Genomic DNA, 23,929 nt, shown 5'->3' with positions numbered 1-23,929 from the left:
AAAAAGTTAGAGAAGGGAAGTAGAAAAGTGAAAAAATTGATAAATACTTTTATATCCTATAGCCTTCTTTTGGGATTTTTACTGGCTACTTATCTTTTCTATCTAAACATGGGCAGCCTATACGAAAACTGGAAGGATTTCTTCCAGTACTTTCCTTATATTTTATTCCTCTTGGCAATTATATTGGGTTGCTGGTTCAATAAAAGCAAAGTAGTGTTCATCGCTTTTATTTTAGCAGCAGCCTATTGTAGTTATATTTCTATTCCAGAGGTAATAATTACTTTCCTAAAACCACAGGAGAAGTTTATTATCTTCATTACTCTAGCTCTTCCACTGAACTTAGTAATTTTCTCTTTTCTAAGGGAAAGGGGTATCCTAAGCTTTTGGGGTAGACTCAAAATTCTCTTTATCTTAGTAGAGGGATGGGCTATTTACTATATCATTAGATTTGCAACTATTGACATTCTTCGCCTGCTTGAGGAGGATTTTTTCATAGAAGCATCGGCATGGATAGGGTGGGAGATAAATGGCAAAATATTTCTTTTTGTACTACCTGGCATCATCCTTTTTACTAAATCTATTATCACGGATAGTTTTATAGACAAAACCTTTTTTTCTATACTGATTGCTATGGGAATTGTTTTTTATAGAGTAGAAAATCAAGAGGGATTTTCTGTATTTTTCTCTGCAACGGCTCTTATGCTGATTATATCCATCATTAAAGACTCCTATGCCATGGCATATATTGATAAACTAACGCAAATTCCTTCCCGAAGGGCCTTAGAGGAGGAGTTGTTAAAGCTAGGGGGACAGTATACCATTGCTATGGTGGACATTGACTTTTTTAAGAAGTTTAATGATAGATATGGTCATGATGTAGGAGATGAAGTATTAATGATGGTGGCAGCCTGTCTTAAGGGAGGTCAAGGCAAAGCATTTCGATTTGGTGGTGAGGAATTTACCATGCTATTTCCTAATAAAAGCATGCAGGCGGTTTATCCACATCTTGAGGAATTGAGAAAAAAGATAGCACAAAAAGGATATACTTATCGAGGAAAAGGAAAGTCAAAAAATAAGAAAGCCAACAGTAGTCAAAGGAAAATCCTAAGGGTAACAGTCAGTATGGGGATTGCAGAGAAGAATGAAAAATATACAACTCCTGAGGAAGTAAGAAAGGAAGCAGACAAAGCTTTATACCGAGCCAAGAAAAAAGGGAGAAACTGTGTAAGTAAATAATAAGAAAAACTAAACCAAACATACGTTTTCAAAAACACTAACATATGGAATTTAGATTATGGTATAATTTAAACTAAATGAATGTAATACCAAAGAGGAGTGTACATAATGACGAAAGTAGTTAATAGGGCTGATAACAGCCTCCAGATAGAAGAAATCCATAGAGATTGGGTATTTTGGAATAAACTGTACAATGGTGATGCATTAGAGGTACTTAGAACCTTACCAAGTGCAAGTCTACAGTTTGCAGTGACCTCACCGCCATATAATGCCGCCCATAACTATGATGGTTATGATGATAACCTAGAGTGGGAAAAATATAAAGATTTTTTAAGAGATGTTATTACAGAAATACATAGAATCCTTGTAAAGGGTGGAAGATTTGCCATCAATGTTCCCTTTGCCGTTAAAAATAAAAAGACAAAAAAAGTAAGGTTTTTAGCTACCATGATTGCAGGATTATGCGAGGAGTTAGCTTTTATTGAGTTTGAATTTATTACCTGGCACAAGGGAAAGGATATCAATCATTTTCAAGGAAATAATACAGCCTGGGGAAGCTGGAAAAGCCCATCTAATCCAGTTTTTAGGCCCTTGGGGGAAGTAGTAATGGTTTTCTCAAAGGAGCAAACAAAGCTGGAGGGAGATAAAGAAAAGATCGATATTGAGGCAGAGGAGTTTAAAAACTGGACAAAAAATTTATGGTATATTAATGAAGAGCATGGCTATGAGAACCTGATGTGTATCGCCAATAATCAAAATAAAAAAGAACACCCTTGTCCGTATCCAGAGGAATTGGTAAGAAGATTGCTAAAGCTATACACCTATAAGGACAATATTATTTTAGATCCCTTTAATGGCATCGGCACCACCACAAAGGTTGCCAAGGAAATGGATAGAAGGTTTATTGGTATAGAACAATCCCTAGAATATTGCCATATAGCAGCAAAAAGCATGGGAGAGGCCGCTGGTTTGGTGGTGACATCATCAGAGGAAACAGCAGCAGCTAATTTAGCGATTCTTGATATAGAAGAAAAGGAACAAAATCTTCCATTAATAAACATTGAAGAAATTGTTGAGTACAAGGATTTAGTTAATCCATCTCAAATCCAGCAGGAAACAGTAAATCGATGGTTTAATTTCAAGGAAAGCTATAGTGGCAAGCTGGTGGAGCAGCTAATAAAGCGTTATAAAAAGGAAGATTGTAAAAGAATCATAGATCCATTTATGGGGGCGGGATCTACCCTATTTAAAGCCTATAGCTTGGGGATTGATAGTGTAGGTTTTGATGTGAATCCCATTTCAGTACTGGCAGCAAAGGTAAAGACAAGTAATTATGATGAGAGAGACATCAAAGAAATAGAAGATTTCATAGAAAATCTACCAAAGATTGCTATTGAAAAACAAGCTTATCCTCATTGGGATCCCCTGCTAAATTATATATCTGAGGAAAAGTTAGACCTTTTATTATCCTATAAAGCCCATATTGAAAAGAAGATAGCCAATGAAAAAGTATCAGATTTACTTAAGATTCTATGGTTATCCATGATAGAAGAAGTGTCCGACTACAAAAAAGATGGTAATGGAATAAAAAAGGTGAATAGAAACTTTCCTATTGATAAAATTCAAGAAAGATATAGGGAAAAATTACAAATAGCCTTGGAGGATATCAGTACCTTTAAAGAAAAAAATAAGCATGGGGCCAGCCTATCTATTATCAATGATTCCTCCATGAACATAGATAAATATGAAGACATAAAGGATATAGAAATGCTTATTACCTCCCCGCCATATGCCAATTGCTTTGATTATTTTGAAGTATATAAGGTAGAGCTATGGTTAGGAGAATACATCAAAAATCATGATGATTGGAGAAAGCTAAAGAAAACTGCTATGAGAAGTAATCTAAATGCAAAACTGGAAAGTCAAGATGTTCTAGATCATAGTTACTTTACAGAAATCATGGTGAAAATTAATGAAAGAGTAAAGGATAAGAGAATTAAGGATAAAAAAATACCCATTATGCTTAATAATTATTTCTATGATATGAGAGAATTATTGGAAAAACTCAGACCTAAAATGAAAAAAGGAGCAATCATCTCTATTATTGTAGGCAACTCTGCATATGGAGGTGTTGTTATCCCTACTGATGAAATCATTGGAGTCATAGGAAAAAGCTTAGGCTATCAGCTGGTGGAAATAATAAAAGCCAGACCATTAAGAACCAGCTCACAGCAGATGAAAATAATCGAGGAAAAGGATAAGCTCCTTTTAAGGGAGAGTATTGTTACTTTGAAATACACATAGACATAGTCACTGACGGGAGGGATTTCATGGGCAAGGTAAAGAAAAATCAAATAAAAAGCATGTACGATTGTGTCAGTGATTTGAGAAATAACATTGATACCATAGTGGGCTTACTAAGAAGCTATTATAGTGAAAAAGAGATAAAAAGCACCCATTCCAACAGTCAAGATATGGAAAAGTTTGGATTCATCAAAGAGAGACAAAGAAATATCCTAAATATTTCCCCTGTGGGACTGGTCTATTGTGAAACACAGGAGACTTTGGAGAGAGAAGCTATAAAAAGAATTCAGATCTTATTTTATTGTGTAGAGGATATCTATCCCTTTTGGATATTGTTGAAGCTACTATATGAAAATAGAGAGTTGACGAGAGAAAATGTAAATAATATCATGGATATCCCTGTAGAGGAGATAAGAGAATACCTAGAAGGTAGAAAAAGAATAACGTTATCCAATAAATCCTTTAGCAAGGATAAAACAGAGATGTATACCTATATTGCTAACTTTATGGTAAATACAGGCTTTGTGAGCTCTGAAAAAGAAGGTAGAAGATTATCGAAGCTAGTTTTAAGGGAAGATAAAAATAAATTTATTCAAAGGATTCTTAGAAGGTATCCAACCATTAATAAAAAAACCAATGAGACATTATATAGAGAACTATACCAAAGCGATGGACTTGAAGAAAAAATTGATAAATTTTTAATGGGAGTAGATCAATAAAATGAGCAATTTAAACAGCACTTTTGATATAAATAAGATTAAAGATAGAGAAAAAGTAAAATATGCACTGGAGCCATTGGATATTCCTCAGAATATAATGGAGATGCTGCAGAAGACCATTGATGACAATAAGGTTTTAGTGGATGATATTAATATCCTAAAGATGATTGTGGCAGCTATTGTTAGTGGTCATCATATTATTTTATATGGGCCTGTTGGAACTGGAAAAACAGAGTTGGTTAGGTTGCTGGTGGATATTTTTCATTGTGAGCTAGAGGTAACAACAGCAGGAGAAAATTGGGACAGCCCTGATTATTTGTTAGGCAGTGAACAATATATTGCAGAGAAGGGCTTTAAATTTATAGAGGGCAGTTTGGTTAAGTCCATCAAGAGAACCTATCAGTATATTTACTACGACACCATAAGTGCCTACAAAGCTACAGAGAGTAGTGCATTTGATGCATGTTGGCTGCTGATAGATGAGATTAATAGAGGAGATGTAAACAGATATCTATCCAGCCTTATGACAGCCCTAGAGCCTATCAGAAAGAATGTCACTGAGAAAGAGCTAAAGGAAAAATACAAGATTAGCTATCTACAGGAAGAAAAGGAAGAAATTTTATATATGCCTAAAAGACTGCGAATCATTGGAACAATGAATACCTTTGACAAAAATGTTTTGTATAAGCTGCCGTTTGCTTTAAAGGGAAGAAGGTTTGCGTTGATTCCCATCAATGTACCCCAAAGTCTAGAAAGAGAGTCAGAGATCATAAAGGCTTCATTGGAGGTTGATTTCCCATTAGCAGATAAAGCTTTATTAAATGACTTTGTAGCATTTATCAAGGGTTTTATTGAAAAGAATAGAGAAATAAAGCTGGAGATTGGAACTGGTGTATACATTGACATTGGACGTTTAGTGTTTGAGATGCAGGAGCTTGATAGTACTGCAGAAATAGAGGATAATATTGACTTAGCAGTGGCTATGAAAATTATTCCTTTATTACAGGACATTGAGATAGGAATACAACAAAAAATGAAGAGACTTCTGGAAGCATATGGCTTAAAGCAGTCTAAGGCATCCTTAGAAGAACTAACAAGAGATATTACTTTAGAGTTGGATGAGGACTATGAATAATAACGATTATAGTAGATTTTTAAAAGGTTCTCTAGATTTAATTATTACAGACAATATGCAAGTAAGGGAGTTTATTGATGATTTTTTTGATAAATCCCTTCAGGAAATAGATCCTGAACAAGTGAATCTCAATTATATTCTCTGGGCCATTAAAGGAATAGACATGGTATCTCATCTATATCCGAAGAAGGGGATTTATTTCATAAGAAATATCATTGATTCTTTAAAATATACAAGGCAGAAAAGCTATAAATACTCAAAACACTTAATCGGTGGAAAGCTAGACAAAAAATATGTTAGTAGACTGCTGAAAAGCGGGAAAGATATTAACAAAATACAGGAGTTTCGATTAATTGTAAAGGAAAAAAATTATGATGATTATTATAATCTCTATTTCGCTGCCAGTCTGATGACCCTTGTAAAAGACCTGCAAGGCATTATTAAGGATGCCAATAACATTCCTGAAGTAAAGGAATTAAAGGTTTACAAGAAAATATATGGCGTATATTTAAAGCTAATACATCTATTGAATGATGAAATCATACAGGACTTAGTTCTTCAAGTAAAAGGTGATATTAACCAAAAACATCTACAGCTGATGATGCAAAAAACCTATAAAAAATTACCAAAGGAATATAGAGTTTTTTACACATGGTTCAATAAATTTAAAAACAAAGAAAAATATGATTTTCTTAAGCTGGATAGTATTACTGTTGATAAGGTATTTGAATATTATGTCCTAAAAAGTATTAAGCTTTTTCTAGAAAAGAATAATTATCAAAGAGAGAAACAAAGATTTTTAATGTATAATTCTAAGGGACCGATTTTTGAATTTATCAATGGGAAGAGCAAAATAGATGTTTATTTTCAAAATTCTAGTCAACTAAAAACAGGAGACTACATTCAGATAAGATATGATGAAGAGACAGAACACTATAAAAAAACAAAGCCTATGACGGGGATACCAGATGTTATTCTCGTTATTAAGAAAGAAGCTGCAAGAAAAGTCATTTTGATGGATGCAAAATACAAAACCAATTTTGATAATTCTAATGATCGGTATAAGATGCTGGGTTACCTAAAGAACTTCAAACTGGAGGATGCTCCCTGTATCCTGTTATACTACAACAAGGAAATAGAAACTGTATCCAATACAACAAAGCTCTATATCAATAAAACCAATAATCCTTCTTTAGATAATAATAGCAATGCTATAGAGATAGAGGAATTAAATTTAGATAATATGGTATTAAGCCATTTATTTAAAGAGCTAGAGGACTTAGATAAGGATAAAAGCTTTAAAGAATTATTCAACAAGTCTTTGACATTGTAGGTAAAGATGGGAGGAGGATAACTGATATGATACCTCCTCCCAAAAGTATTTACCTATAGTTAATAAACTGTAGATTCATAGGCAAGTCAGCATCCTTTAAAGCTTGAATCACCATCTGAAGATCATCTCTGTTTTTGCCTGATACCCGGACAACATCACCCTGTACAGAGGCTTGTACCTTTAGTTTTAAGCCCTTTATTAAAGTGGTGATTTTTTTTGCCTCTTCCTGACTAATCCCCTGCTTGATTTTAATCACCTGTTTAGCTCTTCCCCCTAATGAATTCTCTACCTTCTGATAGTCAAGAGCTTTCAGAGAGACGCTTCTTTTTGTAAGCTTTGTTTGTAAAATATCCACTACATTTCTAAGCTTAAAATCATCAGAAGTAACAATAAGAATTTCATTATCATTCTTTTCAACAGTAGTATTACTATCTTTAAAATCAAATCTTTGGGCGATTTCCTTTTCTGTTTGACTTATTGCATTAGTGACCTCCTGCATGTCTACTTGAGAAACAACATCAAAAGAACTATCCTTTGCCGCCATTTTATCACTCCTTTTCTACATAGTATATCTTTACCTATTATAGCCATTTTTTCCCTAAAAAACAAGTTATAAAGATAGCTCAGCATCACTAGAATAAGTGCTGTTATTTTCATGTATAGAAATAAAGGATTCTCACAAAATAATTAGGATAGAAAAAATCATGAAATGGAGTGATTCATATCAAAGCTATTATAATGGCGGGGGGAAAAGGAACAAGATTAAAACCGCTTACTTGTAGCATACCAAAACCAATGGTTCCTATTCTAAATAAACCTACGATGGCTTACACTGTTGAGTTGTTAAAAAAACATGCAATCCAGCAGATTGCAGTTACCATAGCACATCTTCCTACCGTTATAACAGATTACTTTGGGGCTGGGGAAAAGTGGGGTATCAATTTACAATATTATGTAGAGGAGGTTCCATTAGGAACTGGTGGCAGTGTAAAAAATGCTGCAGAGTTTATCGATGATACCTTTATTGTCTTGAGTGGGGATTCCTTAACCGATATAGACATTCAAAAAGCTGTAAATTTCCACAGAAAGAAACAATCCAAAGCAACCCTTATATTAAAAAAAGAAGCAGTCCCCATTGAATATGGCGTTGTCATTACTGATGAAGATGGAAAGATAACAAGATTTCTCGAAAAACCTAGCTGGGGAGAGGTTTTTAGTAACACCATTAATACGGGTATGTATATATTAGAACCAGAGGTTCTCCATTATTACCAAAAAGGTGAGAACTTTGATTTTAGCAAAGATTTATTTCCAAAGCTTTTAGCAGACAATATACCCATGTATGGATACATCACTGAGGATTATTGGTGCGATGTAGGGGCATTAGATTCCTACACCCAGACCCATTTTGATATATTACAGGGAAAAGTGAATATAGCGATAGATGGATATCAGATAGAAGAAGGCATATGGATTGGAGAAGGTACACAAATTAGAGATAATGTATCCATAACGCCACCAGTTTATGTAGGAAGAGATTGCATTTTAGAAGAAGGAAGCAAGCTAGAGCCTTATACAACTATAGGAGATCACTGTAGTATCGGGAAGAATGCAACCCTGAAAAGAAGTGTTGCTTGGAATAACACCAGTATTGGCAGAGACACTCATAGTAGCGGTGCAGTTATATGTAATGATGTGGAAATAAAAAAACAGGTAGAAATCTATGAAAATGCAGTCATAGGTGAAGGAAGCACATTGATGGATGGGGTGATTGTTAAACCAGATATTAAACTTTGGCCCCACAAAAAGATTGATGAAAACACAATAGTAAATCAAAATTTAGTGTGGGGGACCAAGGCTTCAAAAACTATTTTTGGTTTCAAGGATGTTTGTGGACAAATCAATATAGATATAAGTCCAGAGTTTGCATCTAGATTAGGGACAGCCTTTGCTTCATCCTTAAAGGAACCAGGTGCTATTATCATAAGCAGTGATGCCTCTAATGCCAGCAGTATTATTAAAAATGCCTTAATAGCAGGAATTCATTCCACGGGTGCTGGAGTCATCCATATAGGAAATGTAGCTATGCCAATGAATCGTTTTGCAGTAACCCATTTTAATGGTAATGGTGGTATACATGTAAGAATGGATGATACAGATAAAAACTTGGTACATATAGAATTTGCAGACAAAAATGGTGCTAACATTCAGAGGGCTACAGAAAGGGAAATAGAAAACCTCTTTAATAGAGAGGATTTTAGAAGGGGTAATGCAGATCAAATCAAATCCACTATTCATATAGACAGCTTTAAAACCTTTTATCTAGACAATGGAACAAGGCTGTTGAAAAATATTGCTGTAATAAGAAGAAAGCATCCCAAGATACTAGTGAGTTCAAAATCCAAGGAAATGCAAAAACTAACCTGTGAATTCCTAGAAATGATAGGATGTGGCGTACAGCAGGACTATAGCATAGAAAATGTTAGTAAGGTAGAAGATTATTTGCTGCATATGTCTCAACAGGTCATAATGAGAAAAGTGGATTTTGGAGTAGTCATAGGTGAAGATGGAGAAACTATGATCTTAGTGGATAAGAAAGGAAGGATAATACAGCAGGAAAAGTTTGATGCATTGGTTGTGATGATGCTCCTAATGGAAGGTATTAAAAAAGAGATCGTTTTACCCCATACCTACCCTGAACGCATCGAAAAAATTGCAAAGGAACATCATGTCCAGGTCAGGAGAACAAAATCTAATCCAGCCAGCATTATGAATGCTATGCTCAGTATGGAAGAGCGAGAGGATAAAGGGCTATCACAATATGTACTAAGCTATAATGCCATCTGGGGCATAGGTCTTATCCTTGATTTTTTGATAGAAAAAAATATGAAGCTAGAGGACTTAGCAGATGCAATTCCAGCCTATTATTTTATTAAAGAAAGTATCCCCTGTGACTGGCAGGATAAGGGGTGGATTATTCGCCAGCTGGCAGAAGAGCATCAGCATAATAATATCGAGTTGTTTGAAGGGGTAAAAATTAAGGAAGATAATGGGTGGGCACTGATACTACCCGACAGTGAAAAACCCTTATTTAACCTATATACAGAAGGATTTTCTGAAGAATATGCACAGGAACTATCCAGTGCTTTTCGAGAAAAAGTAAAGGCGTTACTAAAAAGTCAAAGGAAGTGATGCCTTTGATTTTTTAAAAACAAAGGAGATGAAATACATATGCTTTTTAATAAAGATAGAGAAGGAAATAAAGATAATAGAATTATACATTTTAAAGATGTATTATTGACACCAGAAGAATTAGAAAATCATGCGAGGGAAATTGCAAAAAATCATACTGTATTTCATGATAAGAAATCTCTGAAATATTTATTAAAAAGACTAGATAATAATTTTCATAAAATTGCCTCTGTCTATGAAGGCCTCAATAAAGCTGTTGTAGAAAAACATGAATTATCTCCAGCCTCTGAGTGGCTTCTGGACAATTTTTATAAAGTAGAAGAACAGGTAAAGGAAGCAAGACAAAATTTGTCTAGAGAACAGTTTTTAAAGCTAGAAACACGAAATGCGGGTTATTTGAAAGGATATCCAAGAGCTTATGAAATCGCCTTGGAATATATTTCCCATACAGATGGCAAGCTGGAAGAAAAACTATTGATTAGCTATATTAAAGCCTATCAATCTCAAAGAGTAATGACCATAGCTGAAGTATGGTCACTTTCCTTAATGATTCGCTGTGCCCTTATAGAAAACATAAGAATTGTTTGCGAAAAAATACATGAAAAGCATACAGCATGGCAAAAAGCTGAAAAATCTGCTCTCCTTCTGGAAGAAGAAATGATCCAAGCAATTAAACAAAATATAACATTACAGGGCAGAGTAAATGCCCCCTATATAGAACATCTATTAAGAGTGCTCAGACATAAGGATCTAGAGACAGGAGAGGTAGTGACCTATTTAGAAAAAAAATTAAAAGATTTTAATACCTCTATAAAGGAATTAGTGGATGAGGAGCATAAGGAACAGGCTGCAAAAAAAATAGCTATCGGTAATGCCATTACAAGTTTAAATATTGTTGCAACTTTAAATTGGAATGATATTTTTGAAAGTTTAAGTGTTGTTGAAGAAATACTGCGGCAAGATCCCAATGGAGTTTATCACCAGCTGGATTTTGATTCTAGAGATTATTATCGAAGCCATGTTGAAAAAATAGCAAGAAGATTAAATGTGGAGGAAACAAGAGTAGCCAGAAAGGCCATAGAAGCAGCTGAGGCAAATGCCGAATTCTATGAAGGAGATAAAAGAAAGCATGTGGGCTATTATCTATTAGATGAGGGAAGAAAAAGCTTATTTGAAAGCTTAGAAGCCACAGAAACAAGGTATTCTCTATACAACAAATCTTCCTCCACCTATCTACTACCCATTATTGGTGTTACAATCCTCATTGTATTTATGGCCATTGTCTATGGAGGACGGTTTATTGAAAATCAAGGGGCAGGTCTACTATTTTTAGTAGGTTTGGTGGTTTTGATACCAGCTGCCGATGTGGCTGTTGTCTTTACCAATTGGCTATTAACCAATTTATTTCCTCCCACCTTTTTACCTAGGATTGAATACAGGGAGGGTTTACCTAGGGAGGCTTTCACTATGGTGGTGGTGCCAACTCTATTATCCAATGATAAAAGAGCCAAGGAGCTGATAGGTCAGCTGGAGGTTTTTTATCTTGCCAATAAAGAGGATCACCTTTATTTTGCTTTAGTAGGAGACTATAAAGATGCAGATGCCGAAGAGTTACTAGAGGATCAAACCATTATAGATACTGCTATGGAGGAAGTAAAAAAATTAAATAAAAAATATAAGAAAAATATTTTCTACTTTTTTCATAGGAAAAGACAATTTTGTGACAAACAAAACAAATGGATGGGTTGGGAAAGAAAAAGAGGTGCTTTACTGGAATTGAATGATTTGATTATGGGAGAGAAGGGTACCTCCTATACCATTGTATCAGGAGATATAGAGAATCTAAAGGAAGTGAAATATGCTATTACCATTGATGCTGATACCCAACTACCTATAGACGCAGCAAAGAAATTGATTGGTATCGCATCTCATCCATTAAATAAGCCTATAATAGATGAAAAGAAAAGGATCGTAACAGAAGGCTATGGATTAATTCAACCTAGGATAGGTGTAAATATCGAGAGCGCCAACAAGTCATTTTTCTCCAAAACATTTGCATCTCCAGGAGGAATAGATTCCTATAGCGTTGCTAATTCTGATGTCTACCAGGATTTATTTGGAACAGGAATTTTTACTGGGAAAGGGATTTATCATATAGAGACTTTTAATAAGGTACTAAAGGAAGCGATTCCAGATCATACCATACTGAGCCATGATTTACTAGAGGGAAGCTATGTCCGAGCTGGATTGGCCACTGATTTTCAGTTGATAGATGATTACCCTTCTAAATATAGCGGTTATATGATACGACTTCATCGGTGGGTACGGGGGGATTGGCAGCTGACAAAGTGGCTATTTCCAACCATTAAAAATAGACAAGGGGAGACAGTAAAAAATCCGTTGTCAACTCTGTCAAAATGGCAAATTCTTGACAACTTAAGAAGAAGTCTTGTGCCAGTAAGTCTTTTGCTATTGTTTTTGTTGGGAATCGTTATATTTCCAGGACCTGTAATCTTTTGGATAGGCCTAGGAATCTTCACGATATTTTTCCCTCTATTGATCAGTGTGCTAGATTATCTAGAGGAAAGAGTGAATCAAGCTCTCAATGAAAGAATGACTGCTGATTTAATTGTCAAACTAAAATCCAGCTTCTATCAGAGCTTGCTAAAATTTATGTTTTTACCCTACGAAGCCTATATGATGGTAGATGCTATTGTTAAAAGTCTATATCGAGTATTTATTTCCAAGGAAAACCTACTGCAATGGGTACCGGCAGCTGATATTGAAAAAAACCTTAAAAATGATAAACAAAGCACCATTACAAGAATGAAAAGTGGTATTTACATAGGAATAGCTACCTTGCTTATCATTTTATTTATAGCGCCGTATAATATCCTTTATTTTATTCCTATAGTAATAGCATGGGGGATCGGACCTTATGCCGCATTTGAAATCAGTAAAGAAACAGAAAAAACAAAGGAAGGTTTACCAGAAGATGATTTACTGCAGCTAAGAAAAATTGCAAGAAAAACCTGGGGATATTATGAAGATTTTGCTGGAGAAGAGAATAATTATCTTCCACCCGACAATTATCAGGTGTTTCCTCCTAATAAAATTGCCTACAGAACCTCCCCAACCAATATAGGGTTTCTATTGATGTCCATCCTCTCAGCAAGAGATTTCGGTTATTTATCAACAGGTGAAATGTTCAATAGAATAGAAAAAACCATTGCTACCATAGAAAGGATGGATCGGTGGAAGGGACATCTATATAATTGGTATGACACTAGAACCCTGGAGATTTTGAGGCCGTATTATGTATCTACAGTAGACAGCGGTAACTTCGTAAGTTATTTGATGACAGTAAAGGAAGGACTAAAAGAATACTTAGAAAAACCTATTATTGACATGAAGCTTCCAGAGGGAATCTTAGATACCATTATGCTAATGGAGAAAGAAAAACCAATAAACACAGGAAAACTAGACAGTATTTTACAGGAAAACAATCTTACGGTATATCAGCTCATAGAACTAATAGAGGAATTAAAGGAAATCCCACAGGAGGACGGAAGTCATTGGTACAGAAGATTCAATGATATGATAGCTATTTATCAAAAGGAGGTAGATACTTTTTTCCCATCAAAGACTGCCTTAAACAAACTAGAAATAGCCAGTTTACACAGGCTTTCACTGCAGCATCTAAAGGAGACCTATGAAAACATTCTTTCGAAGCTTAATGAAGAAAAAGAAGTTAGAAAAGAGCTGTTGAAAAAAATACATCATATAGAAGAGACCATAAAAAAAGGAAAGCTTTTGATAGAAAGAATCAATACACTGGCAGAAACAACAGCTTTTACACATTTATATGATAAAAAGCGAGGGTTATTTTCTATTGGATATAATGTTGATGAAGAACGTCTAACCAACTCTTATTATGATTTATTGGCATCAGAAGTAAGAACCACTAGCTATTTAGCTATTGTCAGAAGAGAGGTTCCACAAAATCATTGGTTTAAGCTAGGTAGGGCTATGTCTATTGTAGATGGCAATAGAGGTCTTGTATCCTGGACTGGTACAATGTTTGAGTATTTTATGCCTTATTTAGTGATGAAAAATTATGAGAACACCCTTATGGAGGAAAGCTATGCCACTGCTGTAAAGGCACAAAAAAGCTATTGTCAAGACAAAGGATTGCCATGGGGGATTTCGGAGTCCGGATATTATGCCTTCGACATGAGCTTAAACTATCAGTACAAAGCCTTTGGAATTCCAAATCTAGGGTTGAAAAGAGGGCTGGCAAAGGATATGGTGGTATCTCCTTACTCAACCTTTTTAGCCCTACCCTTTGCTCCTATGGAAGCTATGAAAAACATGAAAGCATTAGCAAGAGAAAAACTTGAGGGGACCTACGGATTCTATGAAGCCATTGATTATACACCTAGAACAGTCTCCAGTGGGAAAGGGCCAGAAGTTGTAAAAAGCTTTATGGCTCATCACCAAGGAATGATTATAGCTGCTCTAAATAATTATTTTAATCAAGATATTATGCAAAAGAGATTTCACCGAGACCCTGTAATTCAAGCAGGAGAAATATTGCTTCAAGAGAGGGTTCCTTCAAGAATCATTGTTACAAAGCAATATCAAGAAACAATAGAACCAACAAGAAGCACAGAAGGAAAACATGAGAGGGTGGTAAGAGTTTATGGGATGCCAGAAGAACCTTTACCTCAATGCCATTTTCTATCCAATGGTAGATATTCTGTCGTGTTGACCAATGTCGGCACAGGCTATAGTAGAATGGAAAAACTACAAATAACTAGATGGCGAGAAGATCCAATCACAGGAAAAGATGGCACCCATATCTTTATAAAGCATCTCAATAGCAACAAGCTATGGACAACTGCTGTTGAACCGGTAAACATCCGTCCCGACGGCTATAAAGTAGAGTTTTCTCAGGAAAAAGCAGCTTTTTTCCGAACAGATGAAAATATTGATACCCATACAGAAATTGTTGTATCTCCAGAAGATAATGTAGAAGTTCGAAAGGTGACCTTAACCAATCATGGAAATGAAGTGGCAAACATGGAGATCACCAGTTACTTTGAAATCGTTATGACCTATCAAGCTGCAGATATTGCTCATCCTGCCTTCAGTAACTTATTTGTCAGAACCGAGCTTGTACAGGAGGAAGAGAGTCTGATTGCCTCCAGGAGGCCCAGGGAGCATGGAGAAGAAGCAAAATGGATTTTTCATACAGTTGCTGTTGATGGAGAAACAACAGGAGGGCTCCAATATGAAACCAATAGAGGTGCATTTATAGGAAGAGGAAAAAGCATTAGCAATGCTATTGCCTTAAAACAGCCTTTGAAGGGTACAGTGGGAATCGTTCTAGATCCGATTATGAGCTTGAGAAAAAATATCAAGGTACCTGCTGGTAAAGCAGTAACCATTTCCTTTATCACAGGAATAGATGATTCAAAAGAGCAGGTAATAGACTTAGTTAAAAAATACAGAGACGGTGCCGCCATTCAGAGGGCCTTTCAGCTGGCTACTACCAGAAGTCAGGTAGAAACCAGTTACTTAAACCTGAAGCCAGAAGAGATAAAGCTGTACCAAGAGATGATTTCACCTATTCTTTTCTTAAGTCCTATGAGAAGAAGGTTCAAGGAATTCTTAGAAGAAAACAAAAAACCCCAATCTGGGTTATGGGCTTATGGCATATCGGGAGATTTGCCCATCCTTTTGGTTACCATCAAAAACAGTGAGGGTATCAGCAGGATAAGCCAGCTGCTAAAAGCTCATGAGTATTGGAGAATTAAGGGATTAAGCGTAGACCTTGTAATCTTAAATGAAGATGAAAGTAATTATCTGCAGCCGCTACAGCAGTTAATTAATGAAACTGTATTTGCTAGTCAGGGAAGATATATGGTGGACCAACCCGGTGGGATATTTATAAGGAGTGCAAGTATTATGCCTCCAGAGGATAGAATCCTTCTCTATGCGGTATCAAGAATTGTCATAAAGGCAGAGGGAGCCGCTCTACAGAAACAATTAGAAGTGAAGGAAGAGGAAATAGCTATAGAGGATAAAGAAAAAACTTTTATAAAAAGCAAAGTAAAGTATATTAGCCATGAAGAAGCATTAGATTTAGATTACTATAATGGCTATGGAGGATTTAGTAAGGACGGAAGACAATACATTATACGTTTAAAAGAAAAACAGTACACCCCTGCACCCTGGATCAATGTTATTGCTAATGAAAAATTTGGATTCATTGTGACAGAAAGGGGCGCCAGTTTCAGCTGGGCAGAAAATAGTAGAGAAAACAAATTAACCCCATGGTCCAATGATCCTGTAACAGATCCCTCTGGAGAAATCATTTATATCAGAGATGAAGAAACAGGAGAACTGTGGTCCATAACAGCCGCCCCTATTAGAGAAAAGGAAAGCTATACAATCGCCCATGGCCTGGGGTACTCTACCTTTAAACATCATAGTCAAGGTATATTGCAGGAGCTTACCATGTTTGTACCGAAAGAGGACCCAATAAAAATAAATCTAGTGAAGCTAAAAAACACCAGCAACAGCGAGAGGAAGCTTACTCTCACCTATTATTTACGACCGGTACTAGGGGTCAGTGATCAAAACACCCAACAGCATATTGTAACAGAAAAACATGATACAACAGAAGGGATACTGATTACAAATCCTTATAATGGCGATTTTGAAGGAAGAATAGCCTTTGCGGCTGCCTCAGAGACATTGGGTTCATACACCTGTGATAGAAGAGAATTTATAGGGCCAGGCAGAGATCTATCAAACCCTGCGGCCCTTAAAAGAGAAAGACTACTTAACAAATCAGGCGGAGGATTTGACCCCTGTGTTGCGCTACAGGTTTCTGTAAAGCTGGCAGAAAATGAAGAAAAAGAGTTAGCCTTCTTCTTTGGACAAACACAGGACCTAGAAAAAATAGATAGTATGCTTGGAGCCTACAGATCTATAGAGAAGAGCAGAGCTGCACTAGAGGAAGTACAAAACTACTGGTTAGAGCTAGTGGGTACAATACAGGTAGAAACCCCAGATTTATCTATGAACCTAATGCTGAATCAGTGGCTTATCTACCAAACCATATCCTGTAGAATATGGGCGAGATCTGCCTTTTATCAATCAGGTGGAGCCTATGGATTTAGAGACCAGCTGCAGGATGCGATGAATATGGTATACCCATTATCAACAGCTACCCGCCATCAAATACTATTGCACTGTGCCCATCAATTTGTGGAGGGAGATGTACAGCATTGGTGGCATCCTGGTGCAGGAGATAAAGGCATCCGTACAAGATTCTCAGATGATTTACTATGGCTGCCCTATGCTGTAGTTGAGTATATTCATAATACAGGGGATTATTCTATTTTAGAAGAAGAGGTAGCGTTCCTAGAGGAAGAGCCATTGAGAGAGCATGAGGATGAACGTTATGGTATTCCAAGGAGATCACAGGAAAAAGCTTCTGTATATGAGCATTGCATCCGATCCATTGAAAGAGGTCTAAACTTTGGAGAAAATGGCATACCTCTTATGGGTTCTGGAGATTGGAATGATGGCATGAACACCGTTGGCAACAAAGGCAAGGGAGAAAGTGTTTGGTTAGGATGGTTTCTATATACCATTTTAAAGGGCTTTGCTAAGCTATGTGATAGTATGAGAGAAGAAGAACGAGGTAAAAGATATATAGATTATGCAAAGAAGATTGCTGAATCTATTGAAAAAAACGCATGGGATGGAGAATGGTATATTCGAGCCTTTTATGATGATGGATCACCTTTAGGCTCCTCACAAAATACTGAATGCAAAATTGACTCTCTAGCCCAGTCATGGTCTATCATTTCAAAGGGAGGAAAAGAAGATAGAAGCAAAAAAGCAATGAAGGCAGTAGAACAATACTTAGTCAAAAAGGATGAAGGACTTATCCTGCTTTTCACACCACCTTTTGATAAAAGTGATCAAAACCCTGGTTATATAAAAGGCTATGTTCCTGGAGTAAGGGAAAACGGAGGACAATATACTCACGCAGCTACATGGGTAATTAAAGCCTTTGCTATGGCTGGAAAGGGAGATAAAGCCTGGGAGTTGTTTAACCTAATCAACCCCATCAACCATACAAGAACACCACTGGAATGTGCTACCTATAAACTTGAACCGTATGTGATGGCAGCGGATGTCTATGCTGTCAGTCCTCATATAGGAAGAGGAGGCTGGAGCTGGTACACTGGCGTTTCTGGTTGGATGTATAAGGTAGGAGTAGAGGACATTGTTGGGTTGAAAAAAAATGCAGATAAACTAATGATTGATCCATGTATTCCAAAGGAATGGAAGGAATATAAAATAAAATATCGCTATAAAGCTACCTACTATAATATTATAGTAAAAAATCCAGAGGGTAAGAATAAAGGAATCCAAGAATTGTTGTTGGATGGGAATAAACTACAGGAGAAATATATTTCTCTAACAGATGATAAAAAAGAGCATCAAGTAGAGGTAATTATATAATACCTCAAAGACTCAATAGACTAGTGTGTTTTTAGATACAACATCAAGTCATTGGGTCTTTCTATTTTTTGAAATAGCATTGTAACAAAGGAGAATATTTGGTAAAATATAACAAAATATTCCTAAAATCATTACTATCATAGAAAAGCTTTTTATTGATATATTGCTATTTACAGTGCTACATTTCTTTAATGCCCAGTAGGGTGATGAGTAAAAGTATGAAACAAAGGAGGTTAGAGAATGAAGATAGGTTTAATGAGACATTTTAAAGTAGATAAGCCATTACCAGAAAAAAGGATGATTACACCGACAGAGGTGAACCTGTGGTATCAGGAATATGAAACAGCTGCTATTGTAGATGGAAAAGTGGACTTAGGTAATATTGAATGGAAAAATTGTTTTTCAAGTGATTTATCGAGAGCCGTTAGTACCGCAAAAAAAATATATAATGGCAATATCATTGTTATGGAGGAACTGAGGGAACTGCAGCCGGATTTGTTTGTAAAAAGAAATATAAAGCTGCCTTTTGTATTGTGGCTGATTATAATAAGAGTTAGACTCTTTATCTTTTATAGACTTACAGAGGATTTTAGAAGGAAACTGTCAGTAGCTTTAGATAAAATACTAGAAAGCCAGGAGGATGTCCTTATCGTAAGTCATGGTTTTGTGATGATTTTCATGAGAAGGGAGCTTATAAAAAGAGGGTTCAAAGGACCTAGTTTTAAAAGCCCCGTCAACGGAAAGCTTTATATATTTGAAAAATAGCTGCATAAGGAGTATATAGAAGATGGAAAAAGTGTCAAATTTCCAACAGGTGATCATGTATACCATATCACTGATAGTGAAGAGTAATTTAAAAAGCTATTTAAAGAATTTGAATAGAATCCAGACATAAATTTTGTTGAAATACTCAGAAAAAAACAGACTGTTGAAAAGTCTTTGCTAGAATCTAAGCAATCAAGTAGATAAAGACCTTTCAATAGTCTAATTAAATTTTGTAATGCAGAACCATCATAATATTGCCACATAATTCTCTAACTAATAGATAGTGATTAAACATTTTTTCAACAGCATTAATTATTTGCCCCCTGGAGAGTTTAGACTGGACATCATTGATGATCTCATAAACCTCTACCTGGACGGGATCCCAGTGTAGCCGCTGCAGCTTAGTTGATTGTCCATCCTCTATTAATGCTAGAGGTACTGTTGCAAATATATTGCCTCCACAAACCTCGTGAGCCTTCCAGAATCTATTGTGAATATCAAAAGCACCTGAGGTTTTTAAATCAGAAGTTCTTATCTCTGAAAATCTTTCCAAATAATCACCATCATAATAGTTTTTAACCATGACAGATTTATATAAAAAGATCTCCTCTGATATTTTTTCAATTTGCAGATCCACATTATCTATATGGATGACTGCTTTTTCTTGTTTTTGGAGATTTTCTATATGTAGCAAATGCTTCTTACAAGCTTCGGCAGAAGCGATTAACTCCTGTAAAAGACTTATTTGTGACTGGGGATTTGAGTCCTTTTCTAAATCTAGTACAAGCGCTTTAATTTTTTTAACCTGATTATCCAAATTAGCCACCGTCCCTAACCCTATTCACTTGCATTTTCTCTTATATTATATTACAAATTCGACAATATAAAAATAGAATTTAAGTCATGAAATGATTTATTTTATTATCTATATCATTTGAAACATGATTAAAACAACAAAAACTATACATATAATAACCCTGCAAATAGGAATATCAAAGAAATATTATAATATAATTACTGAAAAAAATAAAGGAAATTGTAAAATAATGGAGAAGTATAATTCAAAATCAGTATATAGAAAACAAGTATTCTCTATTTTTATAGACTAGAGGAAATGCTTTTTAAAATCCTAGGAATGTTAATGAATGATAAGGCATCTATAATAGGTAATTAATAATAAAGGGAGTGGACGTACTGTGCTTGTTAAGAACAAATATTTTAGGGTGTTTGAAGAAAATGATCATGATGTTTTTATAGTTGTAGATAAATCGGGGTATGACATTAAAGATTTTAATGAAGACGTATTAAAGAAGAATCCGAGAATTACCATTACTAATTTTCTGAAACTAAAGGATACTCTAGAGGTTGAAACAGGTATCCCTATAAATATTGGGATATTAAAGCCAAAGATTCAAGTGGTTTTATCTTCTGACAAAATGGAAGCGAAAATAAAATTTAATGTTAACGAAGCAGAGTTTGAAAGTATGAAAAGCAACCTGCAGACAGAAATCCTAAGTGCCTTAGAATATGAAAATGTTACCTATGGTATTTTATATGATATTTTAAAGCAAGAATTACAATTTCAGAAAGAAATGGTTATAGCTAAAGGAGTAGCTCCTATCAATGGTGAAGATGCAAAGATAAAGTATGTAGATTTATTAGAAAAAAAGCCTGTTATTAGAGAAGATGGCAAAGTGGATTATTATGAAATGAATCTAATACACAAAGTCAATACCAATGATTGGATAGGAGAGAAAATATCTGCAACAGAAGGTGAAGCTGGAAGAACAGTGACAAATCAGATATTACCTCCAAAGGCGGGCAAAGATAATTTGTTGCGGTATGATACCAAGACCGTAAAGGAAAGCCTAGAGAACGGAAAAATTGTTTTGCGGGCATTGGTGGATGGTGCTGTTACTTTTGAAGAAGGTAAAATTAAAGTATTAAATCACCTTATTATCAATGGTGATGTTGATTTTGATACGGGAAATATCAATTTTAACGGTTATGTCACAATTAAAGGAATTGTCTCTGATGGATTTAGTGTCAAAGCCGATAAGGATATTTCCATAGAAGGTACAATGGGTATCGGTGCAATTGAGAGACTTACATCAAAGGATGGAGATATATTTATCAAGGGTGGTATTTCTGGTAAGGGGAAAGCAATAATTGAAGCGGGTAAAAATGTTTTTGTCAAATATGCTAATGATTGCACTATTTTTGCAAAAGAAAATATTAATATAGGCCTATATGCAATGGATACCCACCTTCATGCAAAAAATATATTGGTTAATTCAGAAAAAGGCAAGATTATCGGAGGCTCCCTCAATGCAGAAGCTAAGATAAAGGTTTATACAATCGGTAATATTTCGGAAAGAAGAACTGTCGTTAATGTGAAGGGATTTGATAGACAAGCCTTTAAAAAAGAATTAGATGATTTGCTGGTACTCTATAAGAAGCATCTGATAGATTTAGAAAAAAACAAAAGACAGATGAAAATATATGAGATGAAATTGAAAACTGACGATAAAAGTGTTCAAGGTCATGAATATAGTGCCTATATACAAGTAAATGATACCTTGCTAGCTAAAATAGCTAAATTAGAAGAAAGAAGAAAAAGGTTGATTGACTTTTTAGAATCAAAAGGTGAAGGAGAAATAAATATTCTAAGGAAAGCTTATCCTCAAACCTTTATTGAAATAAAAAATATTCAAAAGAGAATAAGCAAAATAACTAGTGGAACCTATTACGCAATGGATAATAAGCTACATTTCCTTTAGTAGGAGCTTTAGAGAGAGAGGAATTATCTTGAGAGAATCAAATATAACAAATACAATGTATAGATATGAGGCATTGATACAAGCAATAGGTTTTTTCACACAAAGGTTTAGCCTGCAACAACTAAGTGAGTATTCCTTTGATTTTACTAATGAAATCTTAGTACTAAATGCATCTGCTCTTTTTATGTTAGAAGACAATGAATACAAATTAAAAAACCAAAGGCTGTATAAGATTAATAACTATACTATAAAAAATAATGAAAAGCTTCAAAAAATAGCTACATTACATGGAAGCGTGATGCTTAATAATTTTAACAATTATTTTGAAAAGAAGGATATAGATCATCTAAACATGGCAATGGTTCTTCCTCTGATTATTGATGACTTATTGATAGGATTTATTGTTGCTGATGGAAAAGCTATGGGAAGCTTTCAAGAAGATGACTATATTATAGCCATGTCCTTAATGCGTTTATTTAATAACTCTCTTGAAAACAGCAAAAATTTTATGGATTTAAAGGATAAAAATAAGCAATTAGATGAAAAAATCTTTAATCTATTTGCAATTAACCAAAGTGCCAAATCGTTATTAGCAGAGTTGGGAATAGATAAACTGAAAAAAATGGCGGTAGATGTTTTTAGTGAAATTGCCTGTAGTAAAATCACATCCTTTGGAGTAGTAGATGATATATCCGGCAATCTAAAAATACTAGGTTATAGAAATATCGATAACTTCTCCACTTGTTTAACAGAATTTCACATAAAGCCATCTGTAGTTTTGGATCATAATAAGATTGTGCTTAATATAGAAAAAGATATGGAAATAGTAAAGGAAATATTTGTTAACTGGGAGGAATTTCATTCCCTCGGGGCTCAATATATCGTTTTACTTGTGCGAGACAAATTAATTGGGTTGGTTACACTAGGAGAACCCATTAATCAAACCCATTACCATCCATCCATGTTTGAGTTAATTGAATCTTTGGCATCTTTCACTTATATAGCACTTAAAAACGCAATGCTTTTTGAGGAAATCCAGCAGCAAAAACAGATTATTGAAGCAAAATTTCATATTTTAACCAAGCTTAATGGACTTATCAATAATATAAACCAATGTATTTCTATTGAAGAGTTATGCGATGTTACGCTGAAAACCCTGAATATATCCTTCGGTATACAGAAAGCATTTATTGCATTTAAAGAAGAAAATCAATACAAAATCCTCCATAGCATTGATGGTATAGGTGTAGGATTGTGTTTTCAACTAAACAACAAATGGGATGAAACCTTTGATGGTGATAGTGTTTATGATTTTGCAGCTGAAGGCATGTATGATTATTTAGATGAGGCATTATGTAGATCATTTCACGATGCAACAGGTATAGTTATAGCGCCTATCAAAACATGTGATTTCAGTTTTGAAGACAATACAAGTCCAGCGGCGTACCTTATTATATTGAAGACCTATAGCAACCTTCAACCAGAGGAAATATTATTAATTGATACAATTGCAAAAAATATTTCACCAATTATTTATCATATGAATGCATTAGAAGAATACAAGCAAGACTATGTACCGAATTATAAGAGGCTATTTCATCAGTCCCTCTGTAAAAAATTAGAGGATAAAAACAAATATCATGTTGACTTCAATGTTTATTATTCCATGATAAGAAAAAATCCATTAGACGAAGTGGATGTATCCATCTATGAAGCCTATGAGCATTATTTAATTGAGAACTATTTGTTCATTATTAGCTACGATGATTTAGACTTAAAGGACTTCAGAAAAACACCTCCTATTGAGGAAATTGAAGATATCTTGAAGTACGATTTTATAGAATAAATTGATATACATAAGCTTTAGGTTAAAAACAATCTCTTCAATTGGGAGATTGTTTTGTTGTCTAAGCATCTC

General features: G+C 35.0%; 12 protein-coding genes. 10 read left to right on the top strand and 2 right to left on the bottom strand.

Features of this window, described 5'->3' with window-relative positions; all coding sequences use genetic code 11:
- Positions 1-27 precede the first annotated feature (27 nt).
- The 5 genes from BMX10_RS10740 (at position 28) to BMX10_RS10720 (ending at position 6,727) form a co-directional block, all read left to right on the top strand.
- Positions 28-1,236 (top strand): GGDEF domain-containing protein, encoded by a 1,209-nt coding sequence (locus tag BMX10_RS10740; RefSeq protein ID WP_139176429.1) that lies wholly within the window; start codon positions 28-30, stop codon positions 1,234-1,236.
- 108 nt (positions 1,237-1,344) lie between these two features.
- Positions 1,345-3,540 (top strand): DNA methyltransferase, encoded by a 2,196-nt coding sequence (locus BMX10_RS10735; RefSeq protein ID WP_090443710.1) that lies wholly within the window; start codon positions 1,345-1,347, stop codon positions 3,538-3,540.
- Between the two features lie 26 nt (positions 3,541-3,566).
- Positions 3,567-4,259, top strand: coding sequence for a hypothetical protein (locus BMX10_RS10730; protein WP_090443707.1), 693 nt, complete (start codon positions 3,567-3,569; stop codon positions 4,257-4,259).
- Position 4,260: 1 nt separating this feature from the next.
- Positions 4,261-5,394, top strand: a complete 1,134-nt coding sequence (locus tag BMX10_RS10725; RefSeq protein WP_090443705.1) for an AAA family ATPase — start codon at positions 4,261-4,263, stop codon at positions 5,392-5,394.
- Positions 5,387-6,727 carry a nuclease domain-containing protein gene (locus BMX10_RS10720; protein ID WP_170834778.1) on the top strand — a complete coding sequence of 447 codons (1,341 nt, stop codon included), beginning with the start codon at positions 5,387-5,389 and terminating at the stop codon, positions 6,725-6,727. The genes BMX10_RS10725 and BMX10_RS10720 overlap by 8 nt, the downstream gene beginning before the upstream one ends.
- Before the next feature lie 49 nt (positions 6,728-6,776).
- On the opposite strand, the gene BMX10_RS10715 is transcribed toward BMX10_RS10720, so the two are convergent.
- Positions 6,777-7,271, bottom strand: coding sequence for a YajQ family cyclic di-GMP-binding protein (locus BMX10_RS10715; RefSeq protein ID WP_090443698.1), 495 nt, complete (start codon positions 7,269-7,271; stop codon positions 6,777-6,779).
- Positions 7,272-7,441: 170 nt separating this feature from the next.
- Here BMX10_RS10715 and BMX10_RS10710 point away from each other — a divergent pair, with 170 nt between their 5' ends.
- The 3 genes from BMX10_RS10710 (at position 7,442) to BMX10_RS10700 (ending at position 19,231) form a co-directional block, all read left to right on the top strand.
- The gene (locus tag BMX10_RS10710; RefSeq protein ID WP_090443695.1) at positions 7,442-9,919 is read left to right on the top strand and encodes a sugar phosphate nucleotidyltransferase; all 2,478 of its coding nucleotides are present in this window, start codon (positions 7,442-7,444) and stop codon (positions 9,917-9,919) included.
- Between the two features lie 39 nt (positions 9,920-9,958).
- On the top strand, positions 9,959-18,466 hold the full coding sequence (locus BMX10_RS10705) for a glycoside hydrolase family 94 protein (RefSeq protein ID WP_090443692.1): 8,508 nt from the start codon (positions 9,959-9,961) through the stop codon (positions 18,464-18,466).
- A 240-nt stretch (positions 18,467-18,706) separates the two neighbouring features.
- Positions 18,707-19,231, top strand: a complete 525-nt coding sequence (locus tag BMX10_RS10700) for a phosphoglycerate mutase family protein (protein WP_090443689.1) — start codon at positions 18,707-18,709, stop codon at positions 19,229-19,231.
- Between the two features lie 223 nt (positions 19,232-19,454).
- On the opposite strand, the gene BMX10_RS10695 is transcribed toward BMX10_RS10700, so the two are convergent.
- On the bottom strand, positions 19,455-20,057 hold the full coding sequence (locus BMX10_RS10695; RefSeq protein ID WP_090443686.1) for a hypothetical protein: 603 nt from the start codon (positions 20,055-20,057) through the stop codon (positions 19,455-19,457).
- Positions 20,058-20,427: 370 nt separating this feature from the next.
- On the opposite strand from BMX10_RS10695, the gene BMX10_RS10690 reads away from it, so the two are divergent.
- Both BMX10_RS10690 and BMX10_RS10685 read left to right on the top strand, forming a co-directional pair.
- Positions 20,428-22,011 (top strand): DUF342 domain-containing protein, encoded by a 1,584-nt coding sequence (locus BMX10_RS10690; RefSeq protein WP_090443684.1) that lies wholly within the window; start codon positions 20,428-20,430, stop codon positions 22,009-22,011.
- A 28-nt stretch (positions 22,012-22,039) separates the two neighbouring features.
- Positions 22,040-23,857: a GAF domain-containing protein gene (locus tag BMX10_RS10685; protein WP_090443680.1), complete on the top strand. Its 1,818-nt coding sequence runs from the start codon at positions 22,040-22,042 to the stop codon at positions 23,855-23,857.
- Positions 23,858-23,929: the final 72 nt, after the last annotated feature.

Origin of the sequence: Natronincola peptidivorans (assembly GCF_900111615.1) — a bacterium.
Classification (GTDB): Bacteria; Bacillota; Clostridia; order Peptostreptococcales; family Natronincolaceae; genus Natronincola_A; species Natronincola_A peptidivorans.
The sequence above is the reverse complement of the archived record's forward strand: the minus strand, read 5'-3'. Positions and strand labels throughout refer to the sequence as shown.

Bases quoted from the DNA above. Each gene is read 5' to 3' on its own strand.
- BMX10_RS10735 (WP_090443710.1), top strand. From the start codon at position 1,345: ATGACGAAAGTAGTTAATAGGGCTGATAACAGCCTCCAGATAGAAGAA.
- BMX10_RS10730 (WP_090443707.1), top strand. From the start codon at position 3,567: ATGGGCAAGGTAAAGAAAAATCAAATAAAAAGCATGTACGATTGTGTC.
- BMX10_RS10725 (WP_090443705.1), top strand. From the start codon at position 4,261: ATGAGCAATTTAAACAGCACTTTTGATATAAATAAGATTAAAGATAGA.
- BMX10_RS10720 (WP_170834778.1), top strand. From the start codon at position 5,387: ATGAATAATAACGATTATAGTAGATTTTTAAAAGGTTCTCTAGATTTA.
- BMX10_RS10715 (WP_090443698.1), bottom strand. From the start codon at position 7,271: ATGGCGGCAAAGGATAGTTCTTTTGATGTTGTTTCTCAAGTAGACATG.
- BMX10_RS10705 (WP_090443692.1), top strand. From the start codon at position 9,959: ATGCTTTTTAATAAAGATAGAGAAGGAAATAAAGATAATAGAATTATA.
- BMX10_RS10700 (WP_090443689.1), top strand. From the start codon at position 18,707: ATGAAGATAGGTTTAATGAGACATTTTAAAGTAGATAAGCCATTACCA.